This is a genomic window from Amycolatopsis eburnea, from assembly GCF_003937945.1.
GTDB classification, from domain to species: Bacteria; Actinomycetota; Actinomycetes; order Mycobacteriales; family Pseudonocardiaceae; genus Amycolatopsis; species Amycolatopsis eburnea.
The window spans coordinates 185,094-207,396 of record NZ_RSEC01000036.1 but is presented as its reverse complement, the minus strand read 5'-3'; the positions used below and the strand labels follow the sequence as shown (position 1 = coordinate 207,396).

Annotated in this window: 18 protein-coding genes; 11 read left to right on the top strand and 7 right to left on the bottom strand. The window is 71.2% G+C overall.

Annotation, left to right across the window (positions count from 1 at the left end; genetic code table 11):
* Positions 1–621: an LppU/SCO3897 family protein gene (locus tag EIY87_RS13490; protein WP_125308041.1), complete on the top strand. Its 621-nt coding sequence runs from the start codon at positions 1–3 to the stop codon at positions 619–621.
* On the opposite strand, the gene EIY87_RS13485 is transcribed toward EIY87_RS13490, so the two are convergent.
* Both EIY87_RS13485 and EIY87_RS13480 read right to left on the bottom strand, forming a co-directional pair.
* The gene (locus EIY87_RS13485) at positions 618–2,003 is read right to left on the bottom strand and encodes an FAD-dependent monooxygenase (protein WP_125308040.1); all 1,386 of its coding nucleotides are present in this window, start codon (positions 2,001–2,003) and stop codon (positions 618–620) included. The two genes, EIY87_RS13490 and EIY87_RS13485, sit on opposite strands and share 4 nt — an antisense overlap.
* A gap of 143 nt (positions 2,004–2,146) precedes the next feature.
* Entirely contained in the window at positions 2,147–3,112 is a 966-nt protein-coding gene (locus tag EIY87_RS13480; protein ID WP_125308039.1) for an ABC transporter substrate-binding protein, read from the bottom strand.
* Between the two features lie 186 nt (positions 3,113–3,298).
* Between EIY87_RS13480 and EIY87_RS13475 the strand changes: the two genes are divergently transcribed.
* From EIY87_RS13475 to mdlC, 6 genes are all read left to right on the top strand, one after another.
* On the top strand, positions 3,299–6,040 hold the full coding sequence (locus EIY87_RS13475) for a sensor histidine kinase (protein WP_191984082.1): 2,742 nt from the start codon (positions 3,299–3,301) through the stop codon (positions 6,038–6,040).
* A 12-nt stretch (positions 6,041–6,052) separates the two neighbouring features.
* Positions 6,053–6,730: a copper homeostasis protein CutC gene (locus EIY87_RS13470; protein WP_125308037.1), complete on the top strand. Its 678-nt coding sequence runs from the start codon at positions 6,053–6,055 to the stop codon at positions 6,728–6,730.
* Positions 6,731–6,932: 202 nt separating this feature from the next.
* The gene (locus tag EIY87_RS48345) at positions 6,933–7,358 is read left to right on the top strand and encodes a hypothetical protein (protein ID WP_225439856.1); all 426 of its coding nucleotides are present in this window, start codon (positions 6,933–6,935) and stop codon (positions 7,356–7,358) included.
* Between the two features lie 44 nt (positions 7,359–7,402).
* Positions 7,403–8,365 carry a hypothetical protein gene (locus tag EIY87_RS13460; RefSeq protein WP_125308036.1) on the top strand — a complete coding sequence of 321 codons (963 nt, stop codon included), beginning with the start codon at positions 7,403–7,405 and terminating at the stop codon, positions 8,363–8,365.
* Between the two features lie 141 nt (positions 8,366–8,506).
* The gene (locus tag EIY87_RS13455; protein WP_125308035.1) at positions 8,507–10,156 is read left to right on the top strand and encodes a S53 family peptidase; all 1,650 of its coding nucleotides are present in this window, start codon (positions 8,507–8,509) and stop codon (positions 10,154–10,156) included.
* Positions 10,157–10,240: 84 nt separating this feature from the next.
* Positions 10,241–11,827 (top strand): benzoylformate decarboxylase, encoded by a 1,587-nt coding sequence (mdlC, locus tag EIY87_RS13450; protein WP_125308034.1) that lies wholly within the window; start codon positions 10,241–10,243, stop codon positions 11,825–11,827.
* Positions 11,828–12,003: 176 nt separating this feature from the next.
* Here the strand turns inward: mdlC and EIY87_RS13445 are convergent, their stop codons facing one another.
* The 5 genes from EIY87_RS13445 to EIY87_RS13425 are packed head-to-tail and all read right to left on the bottom strand — an operon-like array spanning position 12,004 to position 16,469.
* Positions 12,004–12,948, bottom strand: coding sequence for an ABC transporter substrate-binding protein (locus EIY87_RS13445; protein WP_125308033.1), 945 nt, complete (start codon positions 12,946–12,948; stop codon positions 12,004–12,006).
* 18 nt (positions 12,949–12,966) lie between these two features.
* Positions 12,967–13,839 carry an ABC transporter ATP-binding protein gene (locus EIY87_RS13440; RefSeq protein WP_125308032.1) on the bottom strand — a complete coding sequence of 291 codons (873 nt, stop codon included), beginning with the start codon at positions 13,837–13,839 and terminating at the stop codon, positions 12,967–12,969.
* A 20-nt stretch (positions 13,840–13,859) separates the two neighbouring features.
* Positions 13,860–14,693: an ABC transporter permease gene (locus tag EIY87_RS13435; protein WP_125308031.1), complete on the bottom strand. Its 834-nt coding sequence runs from the start codon at positions 14,691–14,693 to the stop codon at positions 13,860–13,862.
* Positions 14,690–15,460: an ABC transporter permease gene (locus tag EIY87_RS13430; RefSeq protein ID WP_125308030.1), complete on the bottom strand. Its 771-nt coding sequence runs from the start codon at positions 15,458–15,460 to the stop codon at positions 14,690–14,692. The genes EIY87_RS13435 and EIY87_RS13430 overlap by 4 nt, the downstream gene beginning before the upstream one ends.
* Position 15,461: 1 nt before the next feature.
* Positions 15,462–16,469, bottom strand: coding sequence for an ABC transporter substrate-binding protein (locus tag EIY87_RS13425; RefSeq protein ID WP_191984081.1), 1,008 nt, complete (start codon positions 16,467–16,469; stop codon positions 15,462–15,464).
* A gap of 716 nt (positions 16,470–17,185) precedes the next feature.
* On the opposite strand from EIY87_RS13425, the gene EIY87_RS13420 reads away from it, so the two are divergent.
* From EIY87_RS13420 to EIY87_RS13405, 4 genes are read left to right on the top strand one after another with little or no spacing between them, the layout of a single operon-like run.
* Positions 17,186–20,329: a sensor histidine kinase gene (locus EIY87_RS13420; protein ID WP_125309723.1), complete on the top strand. Its 3,144-nt coding sequence runs from the start codon at positions 17,186–17,188 to the stop codon at positions 20,327–20,329.
* Positions 20,330–20,349: 20 nt separating this feature from the next.
* The gene (locus EIY87_RS13415) at positions 20,350–20,811 is read left to right on the top strand and encodes a roadblock/LC7 domain-containing protein (protein ID WP_003085376.1); all 462 of its coding nucleotides are present in this window, start codon (positions 20,350–20,352) and stop codon (positions 20,809–20,811) included.
* Between the two features lie 25 nt (positions 20,812–20,836).
* A complete protein-coding gene (locus EIY87_RS13410; protein ID WP_125308028.1) occupies positions 20,837–21,619 on the top strand; it encodes a DUF742 domain-containing protein in 783 nt (260 codons plus the stop codon).
* Positions 21,600–22,208, top strand: coding sequence for a GTP-binding protein (locus EIY87_RS13405; RefSeq protein ID WP_086861435.1), 609 nt, complete (start codon positions 21,600–21,602; stop codon positions 22,206–22,208). Before EIY87_RS13410 ends, EIY87_RS13405 begins: the two co-directional genes overlap by 20 nt.
* Positions 22,209–22,303 lie beyond the last annotated feature (95 nt).

Genomic DNA, 22,303 nt, shown 5'->3' with positions numbered 1-22,303 from the left:
TTGACCACACCACCGTCCGACGACAACCCGTTCCGGACGCCCGACTACGCGACGCAGTACCCGCCGATGGCGCCGGTTCCGGGGCAGCCGGCCATCCCGCACTGGTTCACCGTGAAGGTGCGGATCACGCTCGCGGCCTGCGTCGTGCTGGCGCTGGCCCTCGGCTCGCTGGCCGCGCTGGGCCTCAACTCGCTCGGCGGCAGCGGCACGCCGTCGAACGGCGACTGCCTGTACCTGACGCGCGAGAGCGGCGACCGGACCGCCTACCACCGCGTCGGCTGCGGCTCCGACAGCGCGACGTACCAGGTCGACAGGGTCTACAGCGGGTCCTCGAGCTGTCCCTCCAACGGTTACGTGCGGTTCAAGACCACGACGGGCTCCGGCACCGGGCGGACGCTCTGCCTCGCCCTGAACGTCCGCACCGGTGACTGCCTCCGCGACATCGACGACGACGTCACGGTCGCCAAGGTGAGCTGCTCCGACCCGGCGGCGACGGAACGCGTCGAGGTGCTCACCGGTTCCCGCGACCGCACCGACTGCGAAGACGCCGACGAGATCCGGGTCTACACCGGTCCGCCGATTCGCCTGGTGTGCCTGGCGCCGCCCGGCGAGAACATCTAGCCGAACCAGCGGTCGAGCTCGGCAGGGTCGACGGCGTACCCGTCCGGGCGCACCAGCAGCAGCCGGCCGCGGTACTCGGCGTCGCCGGTGCTCGCGCGCACCCGGCGCACCTGCCCGGTGAAGCCCGCCGGGACCGGGTGGTCGCCGAGGTCGAGCAGGAGGCCGCGGCCGTCCCGCAGCAACGCCGAAAGCCGCGCCGGGCCGTCCGCCGTCGTCAGGTCGAGGTCCGGGACCCGGTGCGCGCCCGGGTAGCCGAGGCCGAGGCCGGACAGCAGCCCGCTGAAGTACCGGTTGCCGTCCGGCGTGCGCATCAGGTCGACGACGATCTCGCGCAGCGCCTCGACGTTCTCGCTCCGCTCCGGCGCGGTGAACACGCGCTGGGCCGCCGTGTGCCGCAGCACGCGCTCGGCCGCCGGGTGGCGCTCGGCGTGGTAGGTGTCCAGCAGCCCGGACGGCGCCGTGCCGTGGACGGTCGCGGCCAGCTTCCAGCCGAGGTTCATCGCGTCCTGCACCCCGAGGTTGAGGCCCTGCCCGCCGAGCGGCGGGTGGATGTGCGCGGCGTCGCCGGCGAACAGCACGCGGCCGTGCCGGTAGCGCTCCAGCTGCCGCGTCGCGTCGTTGAACCGCGAAGCGCCGTACAGCTCGCCCAAGCGCGTCTCAGCGCCGTACAAGGCTGTGAGTGCTTCGGTCACTTCGGTGTCCGACACCGGCGCGTCGCGGCCGGGCTGCCGCGTGGCCGAGCCGAAGACGAACCGGTGGCCGCCGTCGCCGAGCGGGGTGAGCATCGCCCAGTAACCGTTCGCCTGCCGGGTGACCTCGCTGAAGTGCGTGGCGCGGGCGGGGACGAGCGCGGACGCCGCGGCGAGCCGGACGTGCGCGAGCGTGGCGACGTAGGTCTCGGTGCGGCCGGGGAACGGCACTCCCAGCAGCCGCCGGACGGTGCTGTGCGCGCCGTCGCAGGCCACCAGCCAGCGGGCCCGGCGGCCATCGACCGTGACGCCGTCGCCGTCGGCCTCGACGGCGGTCACGTCGTGGCCGCGTTCGACGACCGCGCCGTGCTTGACCGCGTGCTCGGCCAGCATCGCCTCGACGTCGTCCTGGGTGCGGTTGAGCACACGGGGTTGGCGGGTCCGCCAGACGCTGTGGTCCAGCGGCACCGGGAGACCGGCGAAGTGCCCGCTCGGGCCGTCGGCCTCGGGGCGGGCGGGGTCGAGGCCGCGGAGTTCGAGCAGCTCGGCGGTCCGGGGCTGGAGCCCGACCGGCCGCGGGAGGCCGGGCCCGTCGCGGCGGTCCAGGACGGTCACCTCGACGCCGGCGATGGCGAGTTCGGCGGCGAGCACCAGCCCGGTGGGGCCGGCTCCGGCGATCAGGACGTCGGTCATTGCGCACTCCTTCAAGTAGACTGAGTGCAAAAGTAGACCAAGTGCAAGTTTGGGGACGGCAGGGGCTCGGCAAGGTCGCGCCGGGGAGCGGGTGACCGGTGGCAGAGTGCCCGGCCGCGCCGCTGACGTCCCGCGTGGGGAAGCTAATAACCGGTCTGGTCGGGCAGCAGCGCCTGGACGTCGAGGCGGTCCGCGAGCAACCCCGAGTTGTGCATCAGGTCGGCCACCCGCTGCAGCCGGATGCCGTTGAGCGAGGCCGGGTACGAGCCGAGGGAGATCAACGCCGCCGTCGTCGAGTCGATGTCGGAGAACTTCGGGAGCGCGTCGCGGACCACCGCCGGGTCGGTCGCGCTCTGCTGGGCCGCGCCCAGCGCCGTCCGGAACGCCGCCAGCGTGCGGGGGTTGGCCTGCGCGAACGGCTTGGCCGACGCGTAGCCGGACAGCGGGAAGTCGAGCGTCGAACCGCGCGCGCCGTCGGCCAGGATGTGCGCGCCCAGGTCCTTCTCGGCGCGGGTGATGTACGGCTCGACCATCAGCGCCGCGTCCGCGTCGCCGGCCTGCAGCGCCTGCGGCATCCCGTCGAACGCCACCTGCCGGAACTTGATCTTCGCTCCGTCGACGCCCGCCGTCACCAGCACCGACCGCGCGACGAGCGCGCCGATGTCGTCGAGCATGTTGACCGCGATCTCGGGGGACTTCTTCGCCGTCGGCACGGTGTAGCCGGAGCCGGGCAGGGTGACCAGGGCCATCGTGTTGGGGCCGGACGTGTACGCCTCGCCCTGCAGCTGCAACGCCGATCCGCCGGCCGCCGCGCGGAACATCGCGATGTCGGAGGCGAAGGTGACGTCGAGGTCGCCGGCGGCCACCTTGGCGAGGCCGTCTTCGGCGCCGAGTTCCACCAGCTGGACGTTCAGCCCGGAGGCGCCGAACTTCCCGCTCGCCACGGCGATCCGCAGCGGGGCCGTGTCGATGGCGTTGCCCACACCGACGCGCAGGGTGGTCCGTTCCAGTGGCGGTGGGGCCGCCGGGGTGCCCGAAGAGAACACACTGCACCCGGCGGTCGCCAGGAGCGCCGCCACCAGCGGAATCGTCCGTCCGCGTCTGATCATGAACCTTCACCTACCGCGAGAATCTGGTTCTCGTGCTGGATCGTATGGTCCGCGCCCCATACGATCGCGGGCAGGGCCGGATCGCGCCAGCGCGGCTTTCGGATCTTCACGGTGCGGGCTACCGTTCAGTAGGTTCGAGTGTTGTCAGATCCGCGGGTTCCCGCCCGCGGCGGAAAAGGAAACCAGGTGACCCGTCGCGACAAGCGTCCCCGCAAGGGCGGCGACGCGGCGGATCCGCGTCCGGCCGGTGGCCGCTGGCGGTTGCGGAACTGGCGCCTCGGCACGAAGCTCTTCGCCGTCCTGCTGATCCCGGCGCTCGCCGTGATCGCGCTCGTCGGCCTGCGGATCAGCTCGGACCTGCGTGACGCGCAGCAGCTCGCCGAGTTCGCCACCCGCGGCCGCGTCGACAGCACCGTCGCCGAAGCCGTCCACGAACTGCAGCGCGAGCGCGACCTCACCGTCCGGTTCGTCGCCCAGAACCGGCAGGGCGACACCGCCGACCTCACCGCCCAGCGCAACCGCGTCGACCAGGCCATCGGCACCTTCGAACGGACGCTCGCCGACAGCAAGCCGAGGCTCGACGCGAAGGCCGCGGACAGCCTGCAGCAGACCGACGACCGGCTGCGCGTGCTCGGCGGGCTCCGGTTCTCCGCGGAGCACTCGGCGTTCCCCGCGGACGCCGTGCTGCGCTCCTACAGCGAGCTGATCTCCGGCCTGCTCGACATCAGCGACTCGGCCGCCGCCGACGTCTCCGACCCGGAGCTCGCGCGGCTGCGGCTGGCGGGCAACGCGCTGGCCCGCATCAAGGACCAGATGTCGGTCAAGCGGGCGGTGCTGGGCGAGGCGCTCGCCGTGGGCACGCTCGACCGCGACCGCACGCGCGCGCTGCTCGGCGCGGAAGCCGAGCTGGCCGCCGCGCGCAACGACTACCGCACCTTCGCGACGCCCGACCAGCAGCGGATGTTCGACGACACGGTGATCGGCCTGGTCGTCGACATCGGCAACGACATGGTCGAATCCGCGCTCACCCGCACCGAAAACAACCAGAACCTCTCGGGTCTCGACCCGAACCAGTGGGACACCTCGGCGACCCACACGGTGAACCTCGCCCACCAGGTGCAGCAGGCGCTGCTCGTGCAATTGCAGGAACGCACCGACGCGCTGGCGGCGCAGGCCCGCACGGCGGCGCTCTGGGACGGCGGCGTCGTGCTCGGCGTCCTCCTCGTCGCGGGTGTGCTGTCGGTGGTCATCGCGCGGTCCCTGTTGCGCCCCTTGCGGATCCTGCGCCGGACGGCGCTCGAGGTCGCCGAGCACCGGCTGCCCGCGGCCGTGCAGAACCTGCTCACCGATCCCGAGCCCGCCCCGGAAAACCTGCGGAAACGGCTGGCGGTCGCGCCCGTGCCGGTGTTCACCCGCGAAGAAGTGGGCCAGGTGGCCCGCGCGTTCGACGCGGTGCACGGCGAGGCCGTCCGGCTGGCCGGCGAACAGGCCATGCTGCGCGAGAACGTCAACGCGATGTTCGTCAACCTCTCGCAGCGGAGCCAGGACCTAGTCGAGCGGCAGCTGTCGGTGCTCGACCGGATGGAGGCCGACGAGCAGGACCCGGACACCCTCGCCGGGCTGTTCGAGCTCGACCACCTCGCCACGCGGATGCGGCGCAACAGCGAGAACCTGCTGGTGCTCTCCGGCCACGACTCCGCACGCGAGGACGCCGGCGCCGTCTCGGCCGACGAGATCGTCGGCGCCGCGCTCTCGGAGGTCGAGCACTACCAGCGGATCGAACTCGGGCCGGCGCCGCAGGTCGCGGTGCGCGGCGAGGCCGTCAACGACCTCGTGCACGTCGTTTCGGAGCTGCTGGAGAACGCGACCCGCTACTCCGGCGACGAGACGGTCACCGTGTCCAGCGCCGAAACCCACGACGGCGACTGGCAGATCGAGATCGTCGACCACGGCGCCGGCATGCCCCAGGCGGAGATCGACCGCACCAACGTGCGGCTCGCGCACCCGCCGGACGTCGACGTCGAGGTGTCGCGCCGGATGGGGCTGTTCGTGGTGGCGACCCTGGCCACCCGGCACCACATCGACGTCAAGCTGAGCGCGGGCGCGGAGTCCGGGCTGGTCGCGACCGTGCTGGTGCCGTCGGCGCTGATCGTCGAGCTGCCGCCGATGCCGGCGCCGCCCCCGCCCGCCGAGCCGGTGGCGCAGCCGGAACCCGAACTGCTGGCGCCGCTCGCCCCGCTCACGCCGGCGGAACCCGAGCCGGAACCGGAACCGGAACCGGAAGAGCTGAGCCCGCCGTCGATCGAGGCGGGCCCGCCGCGCCGCGCCCCGGTGGTGGCCCGCGAACAGGCGCCGGAATGGCCGTCGGCGGACGACGACAACCACCTCGATCTCGACGCGCCGACCGAGCGGATGCCCGCCTACCGCGACGTCCTGTCCCGCTGGTTCGACGCGGCCGCGGCGCCCGAACAGCCGCGCCGCCCGGCGGAACCCCTCCCGGTCGCCGAAGAACCGCGCCCGGCCGACCCGGAGCCCCGCCACGCCCTCGCCGCGCCACCCCCACCACCCCCGCCGCTTTCACGTGAAAGCTCCGCTTTGCCGCGCAAAGCCGCACTTTCACGTGAAAGTGCGGCGCCGGACCCGGACGACGAGGACACCGAACCGCGGCTGCGGCCGGTGTCGCCGCCGGCCGCGATCGAGCCCGAGTACGAGTGGCCGACCCCGGCCGAGCTGGAACAGGAAGACGGCGCGGAGGACACCTGGCCGTTCCTGCAGACCGGCGACGTGGCCGCCGGGCCGGGAGCGGTGCCGGAACAGCGGCCGATACTCTCACTTTCCCCGGAAGCGGTGCGCGAGCGGATGACGAGCCTTCAAGGCGGCTTCCGGCGAGGGCGGCACGCGAGGGGAGACGACACCCGGAACCAGTGAACGGATTGAGGCATGAGCTCGAAGACGCCCCTGCTGGAAGTGATCGCGCTGGACGCGGCGGACGCCGAAGGCGCGCAGGCGGGCGGGGCCGACCGCCTCGAACTGGTCGCGGACATGGCGCAGGACGGCTTGACGCCGTCGGTCGAGACGCTCCGGGACGTCCTGTCCGCCACCGACCTCCCGGTCCGGGTGATGCTGCGGGACAACGGTTCCTTCGCCGTCGGCGACCTCGAAGGGCTGCGCGCGGACACCGCCCGGCTGATCGACGCGGGCGCGCGCGAGTTCGTCTTCGGCTTCCTGAACATCGACAGCGAGATCGACGTGGACGCCTGCGAAGCGCTGATCAAGGAGATCGACGGCCTGCCGTGGACGTTCCACCGCGCCATCGACCGGACACGCGACCCCTTGCGCGCGTACGACCAGCTGACGGCGCTCGGCTGCGACACGGTCCTCGCCGCCGGCCACCCGAACGGCGTCGCGAGCGGGCTTTCCGTGCTGCAGCGGCTGGCGCAGCGGGAGAGCGGGCCGGAACTGCTCGTGGGCGGTGGTTTGCGGGCGCAGCAGGTGCACCTGTTGCGCGCGGGCGGGGTGCGCGGGTTCCATGTCGGGAGCGCCGTGCGGCCGGGCGGGTGGCAGGCGCCGGTGGACGCGGAAACCGTGCGCCACTGGGTGGATCTCGTCAAATCCTGATCCACTGCGAAACCCGCACGCGTGCCGTGGTTCCGTCCGGGAATCCGCAGCCGGTCATACCAGTATTCGATTTCCTGGAATCGGCGAAATGAAATTGCATTCGGTTCTTGCGAATGCTGCTCCGTCGTCGGTCGTGCAACTGCACGTGCACTGACCTGGTTCGCCTGCTTGGGGGCTGAAGCCGTGGCAGGTGCTGGCTATCGTGAGCGAGAAGCCTGCCCGGGCGGTGCCAGAATTGTTCGGCCAACACAGGAGGCGGCGCTGTGAGCGCGCGTATTCGGTTCGCGGTCAATTCAATGAGGAGTCATCAAGAAACCAGGATGTCGACCATCCGGTGGATTTCCGCCGCCCGGGAGCGGCTGATTCAACGCGACTACCGCTCGAGCGCGTCCGGAACGAGCCGGAAGACCGAATCGTGACCGGCGCGCTACCGCGGCAGCGCGGCACCGAAACCTCCGAAGACGAGTTCGCCCGACTGGGGCTCGGCGGCTCGCTCGCCCTCACCGGCCTCCTGGCCGCTGTCAAGATCGCGGAAACCGCCACCGGCGTGGTGTTGACCGCCACCGGGGTGCTCCCCGGTGCCAGCACCCCGAAGGAGAAGGCACCGGCCTGGCCCGGCGGGGAATGACCAGGGGGCTGCCCGCGGCGGCTCTCTTCGGACGGAGGGCCACCATGACCGGTAACGACGGGCAGGAAGACCTCCGCGGTACCCGTGTGGGGATCGCCGACGTGCGGCGGTTGGAGGACACGGTCGCGGAGCTGCGGGCGCTGGACTACCGCTACGGCGGCGGCGCCTGCAGGGCGGCCGTCGAGGCGCGGCTCCCGGCCGCCGTCGCCCTGCTGGACGGCGTGACCAAGACCGTGGTGCTGGCCCGGCTGTGCACCGCCGTCGCCGACCTCTACAACCTCGCCGGCTGGACCAGCTTCGACCAGGACCGCCCGGCCGCCGCGCTGGCCGCGTTCCGGCGCGCGCTGGAGTTCGCCGGGCAGGCGGGCAACGACGACCTCCAGGCCAACATCCACTACCGCACCGGACGGCTGCACCTGCACTACGGCGCGGTCGACGCGGCGCTGGCGGAGTTCGAGCGGGGCCGGGACGCGGCGCTGCTGGCGCACTCCAAGCTCGCGCAGGCGATCCTGTCGGCCAACCAGGCCTGGGCCTACGCCAAGAAGGCCGATGTCGGCGGCGCGCTGACCTACCTGCGCCGCGCCCGAGAGGAGTTCGCCGAAGCCGCCGACCGCGAGCCCTCGCCGTGGGCGGAGTTCTTCGGGCCGACCGACCTGGCGGCGATGATCGGCACGGTGCACGCGGAACTCGCGCAGGTGGTCGACATCCGGCACGGCCGGGACGGGATCCCCGCGCTCACCGAGGCGATCGCCGGGTACGGCCGCGGGATGACCCGCAGCCGGTCGCTGACGCTGATCTGGCTGGCCACCGTGCACGCGCTGGACGGCGACCTCGACGTCGCCTCGGCCGTCGGGGAGGAGGCGATCGAGCTGGCGGCCGCGTTGCGGTCGCCGCGGACCCGGCAGCGGCTGCATTCGCTCGCCACGGCCGCCCGGCGCTTTTCCGGCAATGCGGACGCGCAGGATATCGCCGACCGCGTCGACGTTCTCCGGCATTCCGGACAATAATCGAAGGGTAAACCATTCGCAAAACGTGAAAGGCAACCGAAAGTAGGTTCCTGACGCAATAGCGGCTTCTTATGCTTCTCGGCAACCTGCGGCGAGCATTCCGCGCAGGCCCGGTCCCCACCGCCGAGAGGAAATTCCCCCATGCGCTTGCGCAAGCTCGTCGCGGCCGCTGTGCCGTTGCCTGCGTTGCTCTGCCTCGCCGTGGCCGTCCCGGCCGCCGCGGCGCCAGAACCCCTGGTCACACTGGCCGACAACGCGGCTCCGCTGATCAACAGCGTCCGCACCGGTGACGTCGCGCCGGACCGGCCGATCACCGCGGCGCTCTCGCTGAAACTGCACGACCAGCAGGCACTGGAAAAGTTCCTCGCCGACGTGCAGAACCCCGCTTCACCGCAATACCACCGGTTTCTGACCCCGGCGCAGTTCAACGCCCGGTTCGGTCCGACGCAGGCCGACGTCGACAAGGCCGTCTCATTCCTCGGGAAAGCGGGCGCCACCGGGATCAAGGTTTCCGGGAACCGGCAGGCCGTCACGTTCACCGGGTCGGCGGCGCGGCTCGAATCGGCGTTCGGCACCCGGATCGGGACCTACCACGACCAGGTCTCCGGCCGCGACTTCTTCGCCAACGACGCCGCGCCCGCCGTCCCCGCCGGCGTCTCGGACGTCGTGAGCGGGGTCGTCGGCCTCGACGACCACGCGGTGCGCACCCACTCGTCGAAGGCGGCGGTCAAGCCCAACGCCGTCAAGGCCGTGACCCCGCCGGTGCTCAAGACCGCCTACGGCACCAGCGGTCTCTCGGCGACCGGCAGCGGCGTCAAGGTCGGCTTCGTCGAGTTCGACGGCTACCAGAAGGCCAACATCACCAAGTACGACAGCACGTACGGCCTTTCGGCGGGCTCGGTCACCACGGTGCCGGTCAGCGGCGCGAACTACGATTCCTCGCCGGGCGACGGCCAGATCGAGGTCGAGCTCGACATCGAGGTCGTGCACGCGCTGGCGGCCGCCGCGAGCGACTACGTCTACGAAGCGCCGAACTCCAGCGCCGGCGAACTCGCGATGTACCAGAAGATCGCGTCCGACCACACGGTCAACGTCGTCTCGATCTCCTGGGGCGCCTGCGAATCCGCCGAGGGTTCGAGCGCCGCCAAGAGCGTCAGCAGCGCGATCGCGACCGGCACCGCGGAGGGCATCTCGTACTTCGCGGCCGCGGGCGACGACGGTACGACCGACTGCTACCGCCAGACCGGTTCGACGGCGAAGGCGGTGGACTTCCCGGCGTCGAGCCCGAACGTCACCGGCGTCGGCGGCACGCAGCTGACGGTCACGTCCTCGAACACCTACAGCAGCGAGACCGCCTGGAACGACGGCGCGTCGAACGGCTCGACCGGCGGCGGCACCTCGACGGTCTTCACGGCGCCGTCGTGGCAGTCCGCGCAGAGCACGACCTACCGCAAGGTGCCGGACGTCTCGGCGGACGCGGCGAGCGGCTCGGGCTACTACATCTACACCGCGGGCGCGTGGGAAACGGTCTGGGGCACGTCGGGCGCGGCACCGCTGTGGGCGGCCTTCGCGACGCTGCAGAACCAGGTCCACGGCGGTGGCCTGGGCAACCTGAACCCGAAGTTCTACTCGATCGGCAACGGCTCGTCCTACGCCACCGGCTTCCACGACGTGACGACCGGCAACAACTCCCTGCACGGCACCACCGGCTTCACCGCCGGCACGAAGTACGACCAGGTGACCGGCTGGGGCTCGTTCAAGGGCACCGGGCTCTCGGGCCTGATCGGCTGACCGCGTTGCCGGGCACGGGCCGCGCGGTCCCGTGCCCGGCATTCGGGGGATTTTCTTCGCAACGCTAAGCGTTAGCCTGGGGGCATGATCAAGCGCACGGTGCTGGACGCCACCAGGGAACTGCTCCGCGAACTGGGCCTCACGACGGTGTTCGGCAACCCCGGCACCACCGAGGTCCCCTTCCTCACCGACTGGCCGGACGACTTCGACTACGTCCTCGGCCTGCAGGAATCCGCCGTCGTCGCGATGGCCGACGCCTACTCCCAGGCCACGCGCCAGGCCGTCCTGGTCAACCTGCACTCCGCGGGCGGCGTCGGGCACGGGCTCGGCAGCCTCTTCAACGCCTACCGCAACCGGACGCCGCTGATCATCGTGGCCGGCCAGCAGAACCGCGCGCTCCTGCCGCACGACCCCTTCCTCGGCGCGATGGAAGCGCCCGAGTTCCCGAAGCCGTACGTCAAGTGGTCGATCGAGCCCGCCACCGCCGAGGACGTCCCGGCCGCGTTGGCGCGGGCCTACCACGTCGCGACGCAGGCACCGTCCGGCCCGGTCTTCGTGTCCGTCCCCGCCGACGACTGGACCGCCACCACCGAGCGGCCCATCGTCTCGCGGCCGCGCATCCGGGGTTTCGCGCCGGATCCCGAGTCCGTCGACGAGCTGGTGGCCGCGCTCGAGGCGGCGCAGCGGCCGGCGATCGTCGTCGGGGGAGCCGTCGACCAGGACGGCGCGGTCGTCGAGACCGTCGCCCTCGCCGAACGGCTCAACGCCGCCGTGTACGTCGCGCCGATGTCGTTCCGGTGCTCGTTCCCCGAAGACCACGCGTTGTTCCAGGGCTTCCTGGACCCCGAACGCGGTGCCGTCTCGGACAAGCTGGCGGGGCACGACCTCGTCCTGGTGCTCGGCGCGCCAGCGTTCACCTACCACGTCGACCGCGGGCGCGGGGAAGCTCCGCTGCCGCCGCTGTTCGTCCTCAGCGACGACGAGCAGATCCTCGCGCGCGCCTTCGAAGGCACCGGCATCCGCGCCACGCCGAAGCTCGGCATCCGCGCGCTGCTCAACGTCGTCGACCGCAGCGGCAGGCCCGCGCCGGCCCCGCTGGAGCGTCCCGCGAAGCCCGGAGACGAGAAGCTCACCGCCGAGTACGTCTACTCGACGCTGGCGGAGTTGTTGCCGGACAACGCGATCGTCGTCGAGGAGACGCCGAGCCACCGCGGCATCCTGCACGACCACCTGCCGATCACGGCCACGGACACGGGCTTCCTGACGATGGCCAGCGGCACGCTCGGCTACGGCGTCCCGGGCGCGGTCGGCGCGGCGCTCGCCCGCCCGGACCGCAAGGTCGTCGGTGTCGTCGGCGACGGCTCCAGCATGTACGGCATCCAGGCACTGTGGACGGCCGCGCGCGAGGAGCTCCCGGTGACGATCCTGATCATGGACAACACGGAGTACGCGGCGGTCCGCATCCTCGGCGAGACGATCGGCGGCGCGAAGCTCCCGGGCACCGAACTCGGCGGCATCGACTTCGCGGCGCTGGCGGCGAGCATGGGCTGCCACGGCGTGACGATCACCGAACCGGCCGGCCTGGCACCGGGCTTGACGGCGGCACTGGCCGACCCGCGCCCGACCCTGGTGCACGTCAAGGTCGCACCGTCGGACCGGACGCTGTACTGACTTGTCGTGAGTGTTCAGTCGGGTTGGAGTCAGCCGCCAGCAGCAACACCGACCACAACGCCCCCGGCGGCCAACTCACCCGCCGGAACAGCCAACACACCCACACCGCCGGCGAGTTGGCCGTTCCGGTGCATGAGTTGGCCGCTGCGGGCGGCCCGACTGAACACTCACGACTGCTAGTGCACCACCATCGCCGCGGCGTCCACCGGGGTGGTCAGGACGCCCGTCTTCAGCAGCAGGTCCGGGACCCGCTGCAGCCGACGGGCGTCCAAAGTGGACTGCAAGGTCAGCAGCCCGGTGCTCGCCGCGGTGGCCGCGTCGATCTTGGCGTACTTCACCATCAGCGGCTCGATCTTCTTCCGGTCCGCCGCCGCGTCCCGGGTCGCCGCCGCCATGGCGCGCTGGAACGCCGCCACCGCGCGCGGGGAGGCCGTGGTGAACGAGCCCAGTGCGCCGTAGCCCGCGGTCGGGAAGTCCACTGTGGAGCCCGTGCCGGTGTCGGCCACCAGCACCGCGCCCGCCGACCGCGAAGCCTGCGTGATGAACGGCTCGGTGAGGAAGCCCGCGTCGATGTCGCCGTTCTTCAGCGCCGCCACCGTGTTCGGCAGGGGCAGCGGGACCCACTTGACGCCCGCGGCGTCGACGTGGTGGTCGGCCAGCACGGACTTCGTCAGCGTGTCGGCGATCGTGTTCGGCGCCGAGATGCCGATCCGCTTGCCCGCCAGGTCGGCCACCGAACGGATGCCGGACGCGGGCAGCGCCACCACGCCCGTCGAGCGCGGGCCCGCCGACGACGCGTCGGCCACCAGCCGGATGTCCGCCGTTCCCTTGCTGCGCGCGACGAAGAACGGCGTGTAGCTCGAGTACGCGATGTCGGCTTCGCCGCTGACCAGCTTCGTCAGCGACGCCTGCCCGGTCGCGGCTTCGGTCGTCGAGACGTCCAGGCCTTCGCGCTCGAAGTACCCGCCGTCCTTGGCCAGCCAGAACGGGGCCGTGTCGATGGTCGACATCATCGACACGCGCAGCTTGTCCCGTGCCGCGGGAGGTGACGAGGAGCCGCTCAGCGCCGAACAACCCGCCAGCAGCAACGCCAGCAGTCCGGCCAGTACCGCCCTCGCCATGGTTCCCCCCGTGGTTCGTCAGCTCCCGGTCTTGGTCTCCGTCACGTCCGACGCGTGCTCGGCCAGGTCCCATTCTGCGGCGTCCGACGCCGCCGTGGCAGACGCAGCGGTTTCCGAAGAGGGGGTACCGCCGTGCAGCAGCCGGGCCACTTCGCCGCGCAGCGTCACGAACTCCGCCGACTCGCGCGTGGTGATCTGGTCGCGCTCGGCGGGCAGGCCCACCGGCAGGTCCGCCACGATCGACGCCGGCGACTTCGACAGCACCAGCACCCGGTCGGACAGGTACACGCTCTCGTCGATGTCGTGCGTGACGACGAGGATCGTGCTGCCCTGCTCGCGCTGCACGCGCCGGGTCAGGTCCTCGAGCTCGAAGCGCGTCTGCGCGTCGACCGAGGCGAACGGCTCGTCCATCAGCAGCAGTGCCGGGCGGCTGGCCAGCGCGCGGGCGATCGACACCCGCTGCTGCATGCCGCCGGAGAGCTGCCACGGGTACTTGCCGCCGACCGCGGACAGGCCGACCTGCTCCAGCGCCTCGGCCGCGCGCTTCCGCCGTTCGGCCTTGGCGAGCGAGCGCCACCGCAGCGGGAACTCGACGTTCTTCTGCACCGAAAGCCACGGGAACAGCGAACGGCTGTAGTCCTGGAACACGACGGCGAGGTCGTCCGGCACGCCGTCGACGCGGTCGCCGTGCAGGCTCACCGCGCCCTCGGTCGGCGGGGTCAGGCCGGCGATGCAGCGCAGCAGCGTCGACTTCCCGCAGCCCGACGGGCCGACGATGCTGGCCAGCTGCCCCGCTTCGACGGTGAACGACAGCTCGTTGACCGCGGTGTGCGCCTTCGCGCCGGTGCCGTACCGGTGACTGAGGCCGGAAACTTCGAGCATGGTGGACATGGGGAGAGGCCTTTCCAGCGTCAGTCGCGGCCGAGGCGGGTCGGCTGCCAGGCCAGCACCCGCCGTTCCGCGACCAGGAAGATCGTGTTGAAGACGTAGCCGAGGATGCCGAGCAGCACCAGCCAGGACCACATGATGGCGAAGTCGAAGTCCTGCTGGGCGTTGAGCAGCGCCCGGCCGATCCCGTTGTACGCGCCGACCAGTTCGGAGACGACCATCAGCAGCAGCGAGATCGACAGGCTGACCCGCAGGCCGGCGAAGATCTTCGGGGCCGCGGCGGGCAGGACGACCAGGCCGATCCAGTACCGGCGGGGCGTGCGGAAGGACCGCGCCGTCTCCACCTTCACCTGGTCGACCGAGCGGACGCCGTCGACCGCGTTGAGCAGCACCGGCCACACCGCGCCGAAGATGATCGACCCGATCTGCATGCCCGAGCTGAGCCCGAAGAGCACCGCGAACACCGGGATCAGCGTGGGCGGCGGGATCGAGCGGAAGAACGCGAACAGCGGGCCGACGTAGTCCATCGCCGTGTCGGACCGGCCGACCAGCACCCCGAGCGCGACGCCGACGACGGCGGCCAGCCCCCAGCCGCCGAGCATCCGGCCGAGGCTGGGGAAGACGTTGTCGAAGACGGCGTCGGTGAGGAAGAGCTGGGACGCGGGACCGGTGAACCACAGCTTCGCGGCGGTGGTCGCGATCTCCGTCGGCGGCGGGAAGAACTTGCTGCCGCCCGCGCGGGCGGCGAACTCCCAGCCGACGACGAGGATCGCGAAGAGCAGCCAGTTGCGGACGACGGCGGCGGCGCCGCGGGCGGCCCGGCGGCCCACCCGGCCGGAAAGAGTTGCCGCGGTCACGCGATCGCCTCCCGGTCGACGCTGCTCCAGCGGAACAGCCGCTTGCCCAGTTGTTCGAGCCCCTCGTTGATGAGGTAGCCCAGCACCCCCGCGACCACGGTACCGGCGAGCACCAGGTCGAACCGGGCCGAACCGCTGCTCGCGATCAGGATGAAGCTGCCGAGCCCGACCTGGGAACCGGCCAGGAACTCCACGCTGACGACGGCGATCAGCGAGATGGTCGCCGACAGCCGGAGGCCGGTGAAGACGAACGGCGCGGTCTGCGGCAGCGCGACCGAGGTCAGAATGCGGAACCGGCTGGTCCCGCACGCCCGCGCGGTCTCCATCAGCACCGGGTCGATCTCGCCCATGCCGTAGATGGTGTTGAACATGATCGGCCACAGCGACGCGTACACCGCGAGGGTGATCTTCGCGTCGGGGCCGGAGCCGATCACCAGCAGCACCAGCGGCACGAGCGCGGTGACCGGGATCGGGCGGAGGAACTCGACGATCGCGGCGGTGGCGGTGCGCAGCACCGGGACGCTGCCGAGCAGCAAGCCGGCGGGTACGCCGATGGCGATGGCGATCGCGATGGCGATCAGCCAGGCCAGCATCGTCGCGATGATGTCGCGGAGGAATTCGGGGTCGCCCAGCAGGTCGCCGACGGTGACCAGGACGACGCTCGGCGGCGGGGTGAACGTCTTACTGACCAGGCCGACCTGGACGACGACCTCCCAGAGCAGGAGGAAGCCGACCAGGCCGGCCAGGCCGCGGAGCAGTTTCTTCACGTCAGCTGGTCGCCTGCGGGGCGATCATCGGCGCGGCGTCGACCTTGCTGGTGATGACGCCCATCTGCAGCAGCAGGTCGGGCACCCGCTGCAGGCGACGGGCGTCCAGCGTGGAGCCGTAACCCGGCAGGGTGAGCAGCTTGGCCGTGTCCTCGTCGATCTTCGCGTACTTGACCAGCAGCGGCTCGACCTTCGAGCGGTCGTTGAGCGCGTCGCTGGTGGCCTTCTTCATGGCGCGCTGGAAGGCCGCGAGGGTCTTCGGGTTCGCCTGGACCCACTTCGTCGTCGAGCCGTAGCCGGTCAGGGGGAAGTCCTGGCTGGCGCCGGTGTTGATGTCGATGACCGGGGTCGCCCCGACGGTCTTCGCCGACTGCGAGAGCATCGGCTCCGGCATGTAGGCCGCGTCGACCTGGTTGTCCTTCAGCGCCGCCGCCATGTTCGGCAGCGGGACCAGGGTCCACTTGACCGTGCTGAAGTCGACGCCGTGGTCCTTCATGACGGACTTGGTGAGGATGTCGGACGCGGTGTTCATCGCCGTGATCGCGATTCGCTTGCCGGCCAGGTCGTTGACCGTCTTCACGTTGGAGGTCGGCACGGTCACGATCGCGTTGCTCTTCGCGTTGACCGACGTCGCGTCGGCGACCAGCGAGATGTCCGCGGCGCCCTTGCTCTTGGCGACGAAGAACGGCGTGTAGGTCGAGAGCGCGATGTCGGCCTCGCCGTTCAGCGCCTTCGTCATCGACTCCTGGCCGCTCTTGGCGACGATCTGCTCGACGTCGAGACCCTCGGCCTTGAAGTACCCGCCGTCCAAGGCCAGCCAGAACGGCGCCAGGTCCGTCGTCGGCATGATCGAGACCTTGATCTTCGACTTCTCCAGGCCGCCCCCGTTCGACGAGGCGTTCGAGTCGTCCGAGCCGAGGGCGCTGCAGCCCGTGAGGGCTGTCGCTGCTGCGACGGTGAGGGCGAGCCCGAGCGCGGCGCGGCGAGTGCGAACCCGGCCACTGCTCATGGCGTTTCCAAGCAAGGCCTGCTCCTTGGGTGAAAAAAGTGACGGTTGATGGACCGAATCCCGGGGAAGTACGTAACTCATTCTCGGGAGTACGCGGCCACTGTAGAGAACGTGACAGCTTGCTCACAACGGGTGGGATCAATACCCGAGAGGGTGGCGCACGTCACTCTTTTGGCCTCTGGTCTAGACCCACTGCTCCACTCGCCGTAAGCGTTCACCCAGCGTAGGGCCCAGATCCTGAATAAGAGATGTCCAGCTGTGTGCCGACTGAGCGAACGCTGTGCAACATCGAGCGCGTCCTGTCGGGAGGGTTACATCTTCCCCGGCCGTTCGCTACCCTCTGCACCTGCGGGGAGGTATCAACCTCCGATGTAGTGAGAGAGAGTGCCTGGATGGCCGATCAAGTCGATCCCCGGTTTACCAGGGCACGCTGTGCTTTTCCTGAGAGATTCGTCCCCGCAGAGGCCACTGCCTGGCCGGGCACAGCCGCCGCGCCGGTGGGCTAGGCCGAACCAACAGACCGATGCGAGACCAGCGCAGGGACCCGACCGTGATGCTCGAGCTGAACCGATTCCGTCCAGTCGGACGGGGTTCAGGAACGCCCACCGAAGACGATCTTTTCACCCGTACGGGTACCGTCTCGCGCTGGGCTCGTTCCGACCTGCCGCTGCGCTTGAGCGCCGGGAGCGTGCAGACGAGTGGCTGACGAGAACGCGATGCGCCCGGGTGGGCGCTGGACCGACCAGGGTTTCACGAGCACGAACGACGATGGTGGTGCGGCGGTGCCGAACGAAGACGCCGCGGGGGTAGGAGGGGCCCCCGCGCAGTCGCCCGGAGAGAGTCCGGGCCGGAAGGCCGGGTTCTTCTCCGGCATGCGCGACTGGCGGCTGCGCTCCAAGCTGGCCGCCGTCCTGATCATCCCGACGTTGACCGCGGCGGTGCTGGGGGCACTGCGCGTGGTCGACGACGCCAGGGAAGCGGCGGAGTTCCAGCGCACGGCCGACCAGGTGGCGTTCGCCGTCAAGGTCACGACGGTGGTCCACGAGCTGCAGAACGAGCGTTCGCTGGCCGTCGCCCGGATCGCGTCCGGCAACTCGCTCCTGCAGACCGGCCTCGACTCGCAGATCGCGAAGGTCGACCGCGAGGTCGCGGACCTGCGCTCGGCGGCGTCGACGCTCAACTACGACGACCAGGCGACCAAGGACCGCTACACCCGCGGTATCCAGCGCCTCGACGCCCTGCGCCCGCTGCGCGCCGCGTTCAACGCGCAGAACGGCCTGCCCGACATCACCGTGATGACGGCCTACTCGGGCATCCTCGACTCGCTCATCGAGCTCGGCCGCGAGGTGACCACCGCGGTCACCGACCGGGACGTGCTGCGGCTGGGCACGAGCACGCAGGCGATCAGCGAGGCCAAGGAGTTCACCACCCGCTCCGACGCCGAGCTGCAGATCGCCGCGTTCCGCGGGAGCTTCCCCGGCGACCTCCTGGACCAGACGCGCGCGTCGGCCTCCAGCGCGGACGCCTCGGTCCAGGCGTTCCTCGCGAACGCCGACGACGACCAGCGCCAGCTCTACAACGACACCTACTCCGGCCCGGAGGTCGACGACCGCCGCCGGATCCAGACCGCGGCGTTCGCCTTCGCCCAGCTGGACCAGGCGCCGAACATCGACACCACGGCGCTCGGCAAGGACAGCACCGTGTCGGCGGACAAGCTGCACGCGGTCGAGTCGAACCTGCTGGCCCAGCTCAAGACCCGCGCGGACGACCTCGCCACGGCGGCGGTCAACTCGGCGTGGGTCGGCGGTGCCGTGGTGCTCGCCGCGCTGGCCGCCGCGATCGCGCTGATGCTCATCGTCGCCCGCCTGATGCTGCGCCCGCTGCGGGTGCTGCGCCGCAGCGCGCTGGACGTCGCCTACACCCGGCTGCCCGAAACCGTGCAGGCGATCCTCGACGACCCGGACCCGGTCGGCGCCTCCAAGAAGGCCGTCCAGCCGGTGCCCGTCACCTCCCGCGACGAGATCGGCGAGGTCGCGCGGTCGTTCGACATCGTCCACGAACAGGCCGTCAAGATGGCCGCCGAGCAGGCCCTCCTGCGCGAGAACGTCAACGGCATCTTCGTGAACCTCTCCCGGCGGTCGCAGCGGCTGGTGGAACGCCAGCTCGGCGTCATCGACCGGCTCGAGGCCGACGAGCAGGACCCGGACCACTTGGCGAGCCTGTTCGAGCTCGACCACCTGGCCACCCGGCTGCGGCGCAACGGTGAGTCCCTGCTGGTGCTTTCCGGCGCCGGCCTGGCGAAGTCCGTGCCCAAGCCGGTGCCGGCCGCCGACGTCATCGGCGCCGCGGTGTCCGAGATCGAGCAGTACGCCCGGATCGAGGTCGGCATCGTGCCCGACGTCGCGGTCCAGGGCCTGGCGATCCACGACCTCGTGCACGTCCTCGCGGAGCTGCTCGACAACGCGACCTACTTCTCCGAGCCGGAGACGAAGGTCATCGTCCGGGCCGTGGTGACCCGCCGGAAGGCGCTCGCCATCCAGGTCACCGACCACGGTGTCGGCATGAGCGAGGATCGGCTGGCCGAGGTCAACGCGCGGCTCGCCGAGCCGCCGGACCTGGACGTGTCGGTGACCCGGCGGATGGGTCTGTACGTGGTCTCGCGCCTGGCCAAGCGCCACGGCATCGAGGTCCGGCTGCGCGAGAACGAGGACATCGAGGGTGGCGTGATCGCCCGCGTCGTCGTCCCGGCGGAGCTGCTGACCCACCTCCGCCCCGGCATGTCGCGGCAGACCCCGCCGCCGCCGGGCCGGTCCGAGACGTCCACGTCGCTGCCGAGCATCCCGATCCCGGCCGCGCGCTCGGACTTCGACCAGACGCAGGCGTTCAAGCCGACCCCGCCGCCTTCGACGCCGACCCCGGCGCCGCCGCCACCCCCGGCCCCGCCGGCGCACGAGCCGGTGGCGAACCAGGGCGGCCTGGTCCCGCTGGACCAGCCGATCAGCCTGGACGACCTGGTCAGCGGTGGCCGCGCGGCGGGCCCGTTCCTGTCGCCCGAGCTGCCCAAGCCGGACGTCCCGGCGTGGCCGACCGCGGAGGACCTCGCGCCGCTGACGCCGTCGTCGAACGGCGACGGGGCCAGCTCGCGGGCCGGCGACACCCAGTTCGCGCCGCTGGTGCTGCCCAAGCGCGAGCCGAAGTTCGTCCCGCCGGAGGAGCCGCCACCGGCGCCGCCGCCCGCGGCGGAGGTCGGCTCGTCGGCGCTCGAGGACGATGTACCCACCCGGCGGCTGCCCATCTACCAGTCGGTGCTGTCACGCTGGTTCAGTGAGGGCGACGACGCGGCTGCCGACCCGGTGCCGCAGGGCGACCAGGGCCACCGGAGCGCGCAGGACGCGGGCGAGGACCCGAACCTGCCGCCCCTCACCGGCCGCGACGAACCCGCACCGGAACCCGTGGACGAACTGCAGCCGACGGCGGCCACCCGCCACCCGCTCCTCCCGCCCGACGACGGCTGGCACAGCGCCTCCGACGACGGCTGGCAGGCGGCGCAGTCGCTGCTCGAGTCCAAGAACGAGGAGATCACCACGGCCGGGCTGCCCAAGCGCATCCCGAACGCCTACCTGGTGCCCGGTTCGATCGGCGGTCCGAGCTCGACCCCCGACGCGCCGGCGCAGAACAACTTCGCGGATGCCACGGCGGGCATGCCCGGAACGGGTGCGATCACCCGCTCGGCGTCCGCGGCGCGGAACCGGATGGCAAGCTTCCAACGTGGGTACACCTCGGGGCGCCATGCGCTGAAGGAGCGACCGGGCGACGAGGTTCCGGTGAGTGGCAACACCACAGACAGCAGTGAGGAGTGAAAGTGACACGGGCGGGTGCAATGCAGCCGGGTGGCTCCGCGCAGCCGAACGGCCAGGCGCATGCCAAGGCGAACAATGCCGGCAGCTTCGCTTGGCTGATCACGGATTTCGTGCACCGGGTGCCCGGCGCGGCCCACGCGGTCGTGGTGTCGGCCGACGGCCTGCTCCTCGCGGCCTCGCGAGGGCTGCCGAAGGACCGGGCGGACCAGCTGGCCGCGGTGGCGTCGGGGCTGACCAGCCTCGCGCGCGGCGCGGCCAAGGTGTTCGAGGGCGGCACGGTGGCGCAGACGGTGGTCGAGATGGCCAACGGCTTCCTCTTCCTCATGTCGGTTTCCGACGGTTCGTGTCTGGCGGTGCTGGGATCGCCGGAGAGTGACATCGGCCTGGTCGTCTACGAGATGACCCTGCTGGTGGAGCGGGTCGGCCAGCAGCTGACTCCGGAGATGCGGGCGCAACTGCAGGGCGCGGCCGTCCGCCGCTGAGGACCTGGGAACCGAGGAGAGAGCCGTGGACGACGGGCGCTTGAGGGGTGATGGCCGGCTCGGTGACGACTTCTCCGGTGGTTGGTCCGAGCAGGGCGACGACGGCCGGGAGGACTGGCAGTCGTTCCGGGACCGCGTCGACCGCGAATGGCGGGCGAGGCGGGTGCAGGCGTCCGACAGCGACCCCGTGCGGGAGCCGCCGAACTGGCTGACGGACAGCAATGCCGGGCAGGAACCGATCCGGCCGATCGCGGGCGGCACCGAGTACCGCGACCGGCTGCTCGGCGGGCCGGGCGCGGAGCTGTTCGGCGGTTCGAGCGGGCCGCTGTACGACGCGCAGGAGTTCGCCGCGTACAGCACCGAGCGGGACTTCGGGGCGGGCGGGCCGGACTCCGGTGAGTTCGCCGCGGCGCTGCCGCAGCAGGCCCACCAGGAGTACGTCGACGCGCCGCCGCCGACGGAGATGGAGACGTCCGGGCTGGTCCGGCCGTACTTCCGGACCCGCGGGCGGACGAAGGCGACGCTCGACCTCGCCATCGAGGCGTTGATCTCGACCAGCGAACAAGGCCGGATGCTCGACCGGGTCCGGGTGCCCGAGCACCGGTCGATCTGCGACCTGTGCCTCGACACCCGGTCGGTGGCCGAGGTGGCGGCGCTGCTGCGCCTGCCGCTCGGCGTGGTGCGGGTGTTGATTGGTGACGTGGCGGGCCTCGGGCTGGTGCTGGTGCACTCCAGCAGCCCGACCGTGGGTGACCGCCCGAGTATCGAGTTCATGGAAAGGGTGCTCAGTGGGCTTCGGAGAATTTGACTCCGACGCGAACGCGCCGCAGGTGACGGGTCCGACCTCGTCGGCCAAGATCGTGGTCGCCGGCGGGTTCGGTTCGGGGAAGACAACGCTGGTCGGGGCGATCTCCGAGATCGACCCGCTGACCACCGAGGCCATGATGACCGAGGCGAGCGTCGGGCACGACGACACCTCGGCCACGCCCAACAAGACCACCACCACCGTGGCGATGGACTTCGGGCGCATCTCGCTGGACTCGGACCTCGTGCTGTACGTCTTCGGCACGCCGGGTCAGCACCGGTTCTGGTTCATGTGGGACGACCTCGCGGTCGGCGCCATCGGCGCGGTCGTGCTGGTGGACACGCGGCGCCTCGCCGACGCGTTCCCCTCGATCGACTTCTTCGAGAACCGGAAGCTGCCCTACGTCGTGGCGATCAACTGCTTCGACCGGCTGCTGCACCACCAGATCGAGGACGTCCGGCACGCGCTGACCATCGCGCCGTCGGTCCCGATCATGGCGTGCGACGCGCGCGAGCGCGACTCGGCCAAGCAGGTGCTGATCTCCGTCGTCCAGCACGCGATCGCGCACGATTCGGCGTTGCGCGCGGGATAGCGGATGATCTCCCGAACCGGATGCGGCCGTTGGAGTGAACTCCGCGTGCTTCACCCACTTCGGGGAGTGGTGCTGCCGTCCGGAGCAGTGGCCGG

Bases quoted from the DNA above. Each gene is read 5' to 3' on its own strand.
- EIY87_RS13480 (WP_125308039.1), bottom strand. From the start codon at position 3,112: ATGATCAGACGCGGACGGACGATTCCGCTGGTGGCGGCGCTCCTGGCG.
- EIY87_RS13445 (WP_125308033.1), bottom strand. From the start codon at position 12,948: ATGGCGAGGGCGGTACTGGCCGGACTGCTGGCGTTGCTGCTGGCGGGT.
- EIY87_RS13440 (WP_125308032.1), bottom strand. From the start codon at position 13,839: ATGTCCACCATGCTCGAAGTTTCCGGCCTCAGTCACCGGTACGGCACC.
- EIY87_RS13460 (WP_125308036.1), top strand. From the start codon at position 7,403: ATGACCGGTAACGACGGGCAGGAAGACCTCCGCGGTACCCGTGTGGGG.
- EIY87_RS13420 (WP_125309723.1), top strand. From the start codon at position 17,186: ATGCGCCCGGGTGGGCGCTGGACCGACCAGGGTTTCACGAGCACGAAC.
- EIY87_RS13425 (WP_191984081.1), bottom strand. From the start codon at position 16,469: ATGAGCAGTGGCCGGGTTCGCACTCGCCGCGCCGCGCTCGGGCTCGCC.
- EIY87_RS13470 (WP_125308037.1), top strand. From the start codon at position 6,053: ATGAGCTCGAAGACGCCCCTGCTGGAAGTGATCGCGCTGGACGCGGCG.
- EIY87_RS13415 (WP_003085376.1), top strand. From the start codon at position 20,350: ATGCAGCCGGGTGGCTCCGCGCAGCCGAACGGCCAGGCGCATGCCAAG.
- EIY87_RS13485 (WP_125308040.1), bottom strand. From the start codon at position 2,003: ATGACCGACGTCCTGATCGCCGGAGCCGGCCCCACCGGGCTGGTGCTC.
- mdlC (WP_125308034.1), top strand. From the start codon at position 10,241: ATGATCAAGCGCACGGTGCTGGACGCCACCAGGGAACTGCTCCGCGAA.
- EIY87_RS13455 (WP_125308035.1), top strand. From the start codon at position 8,507: ATGCGCTTGCGCAAGCTCGTCGCGGCCGCTGTGCCGTTGCCTGCGTTG.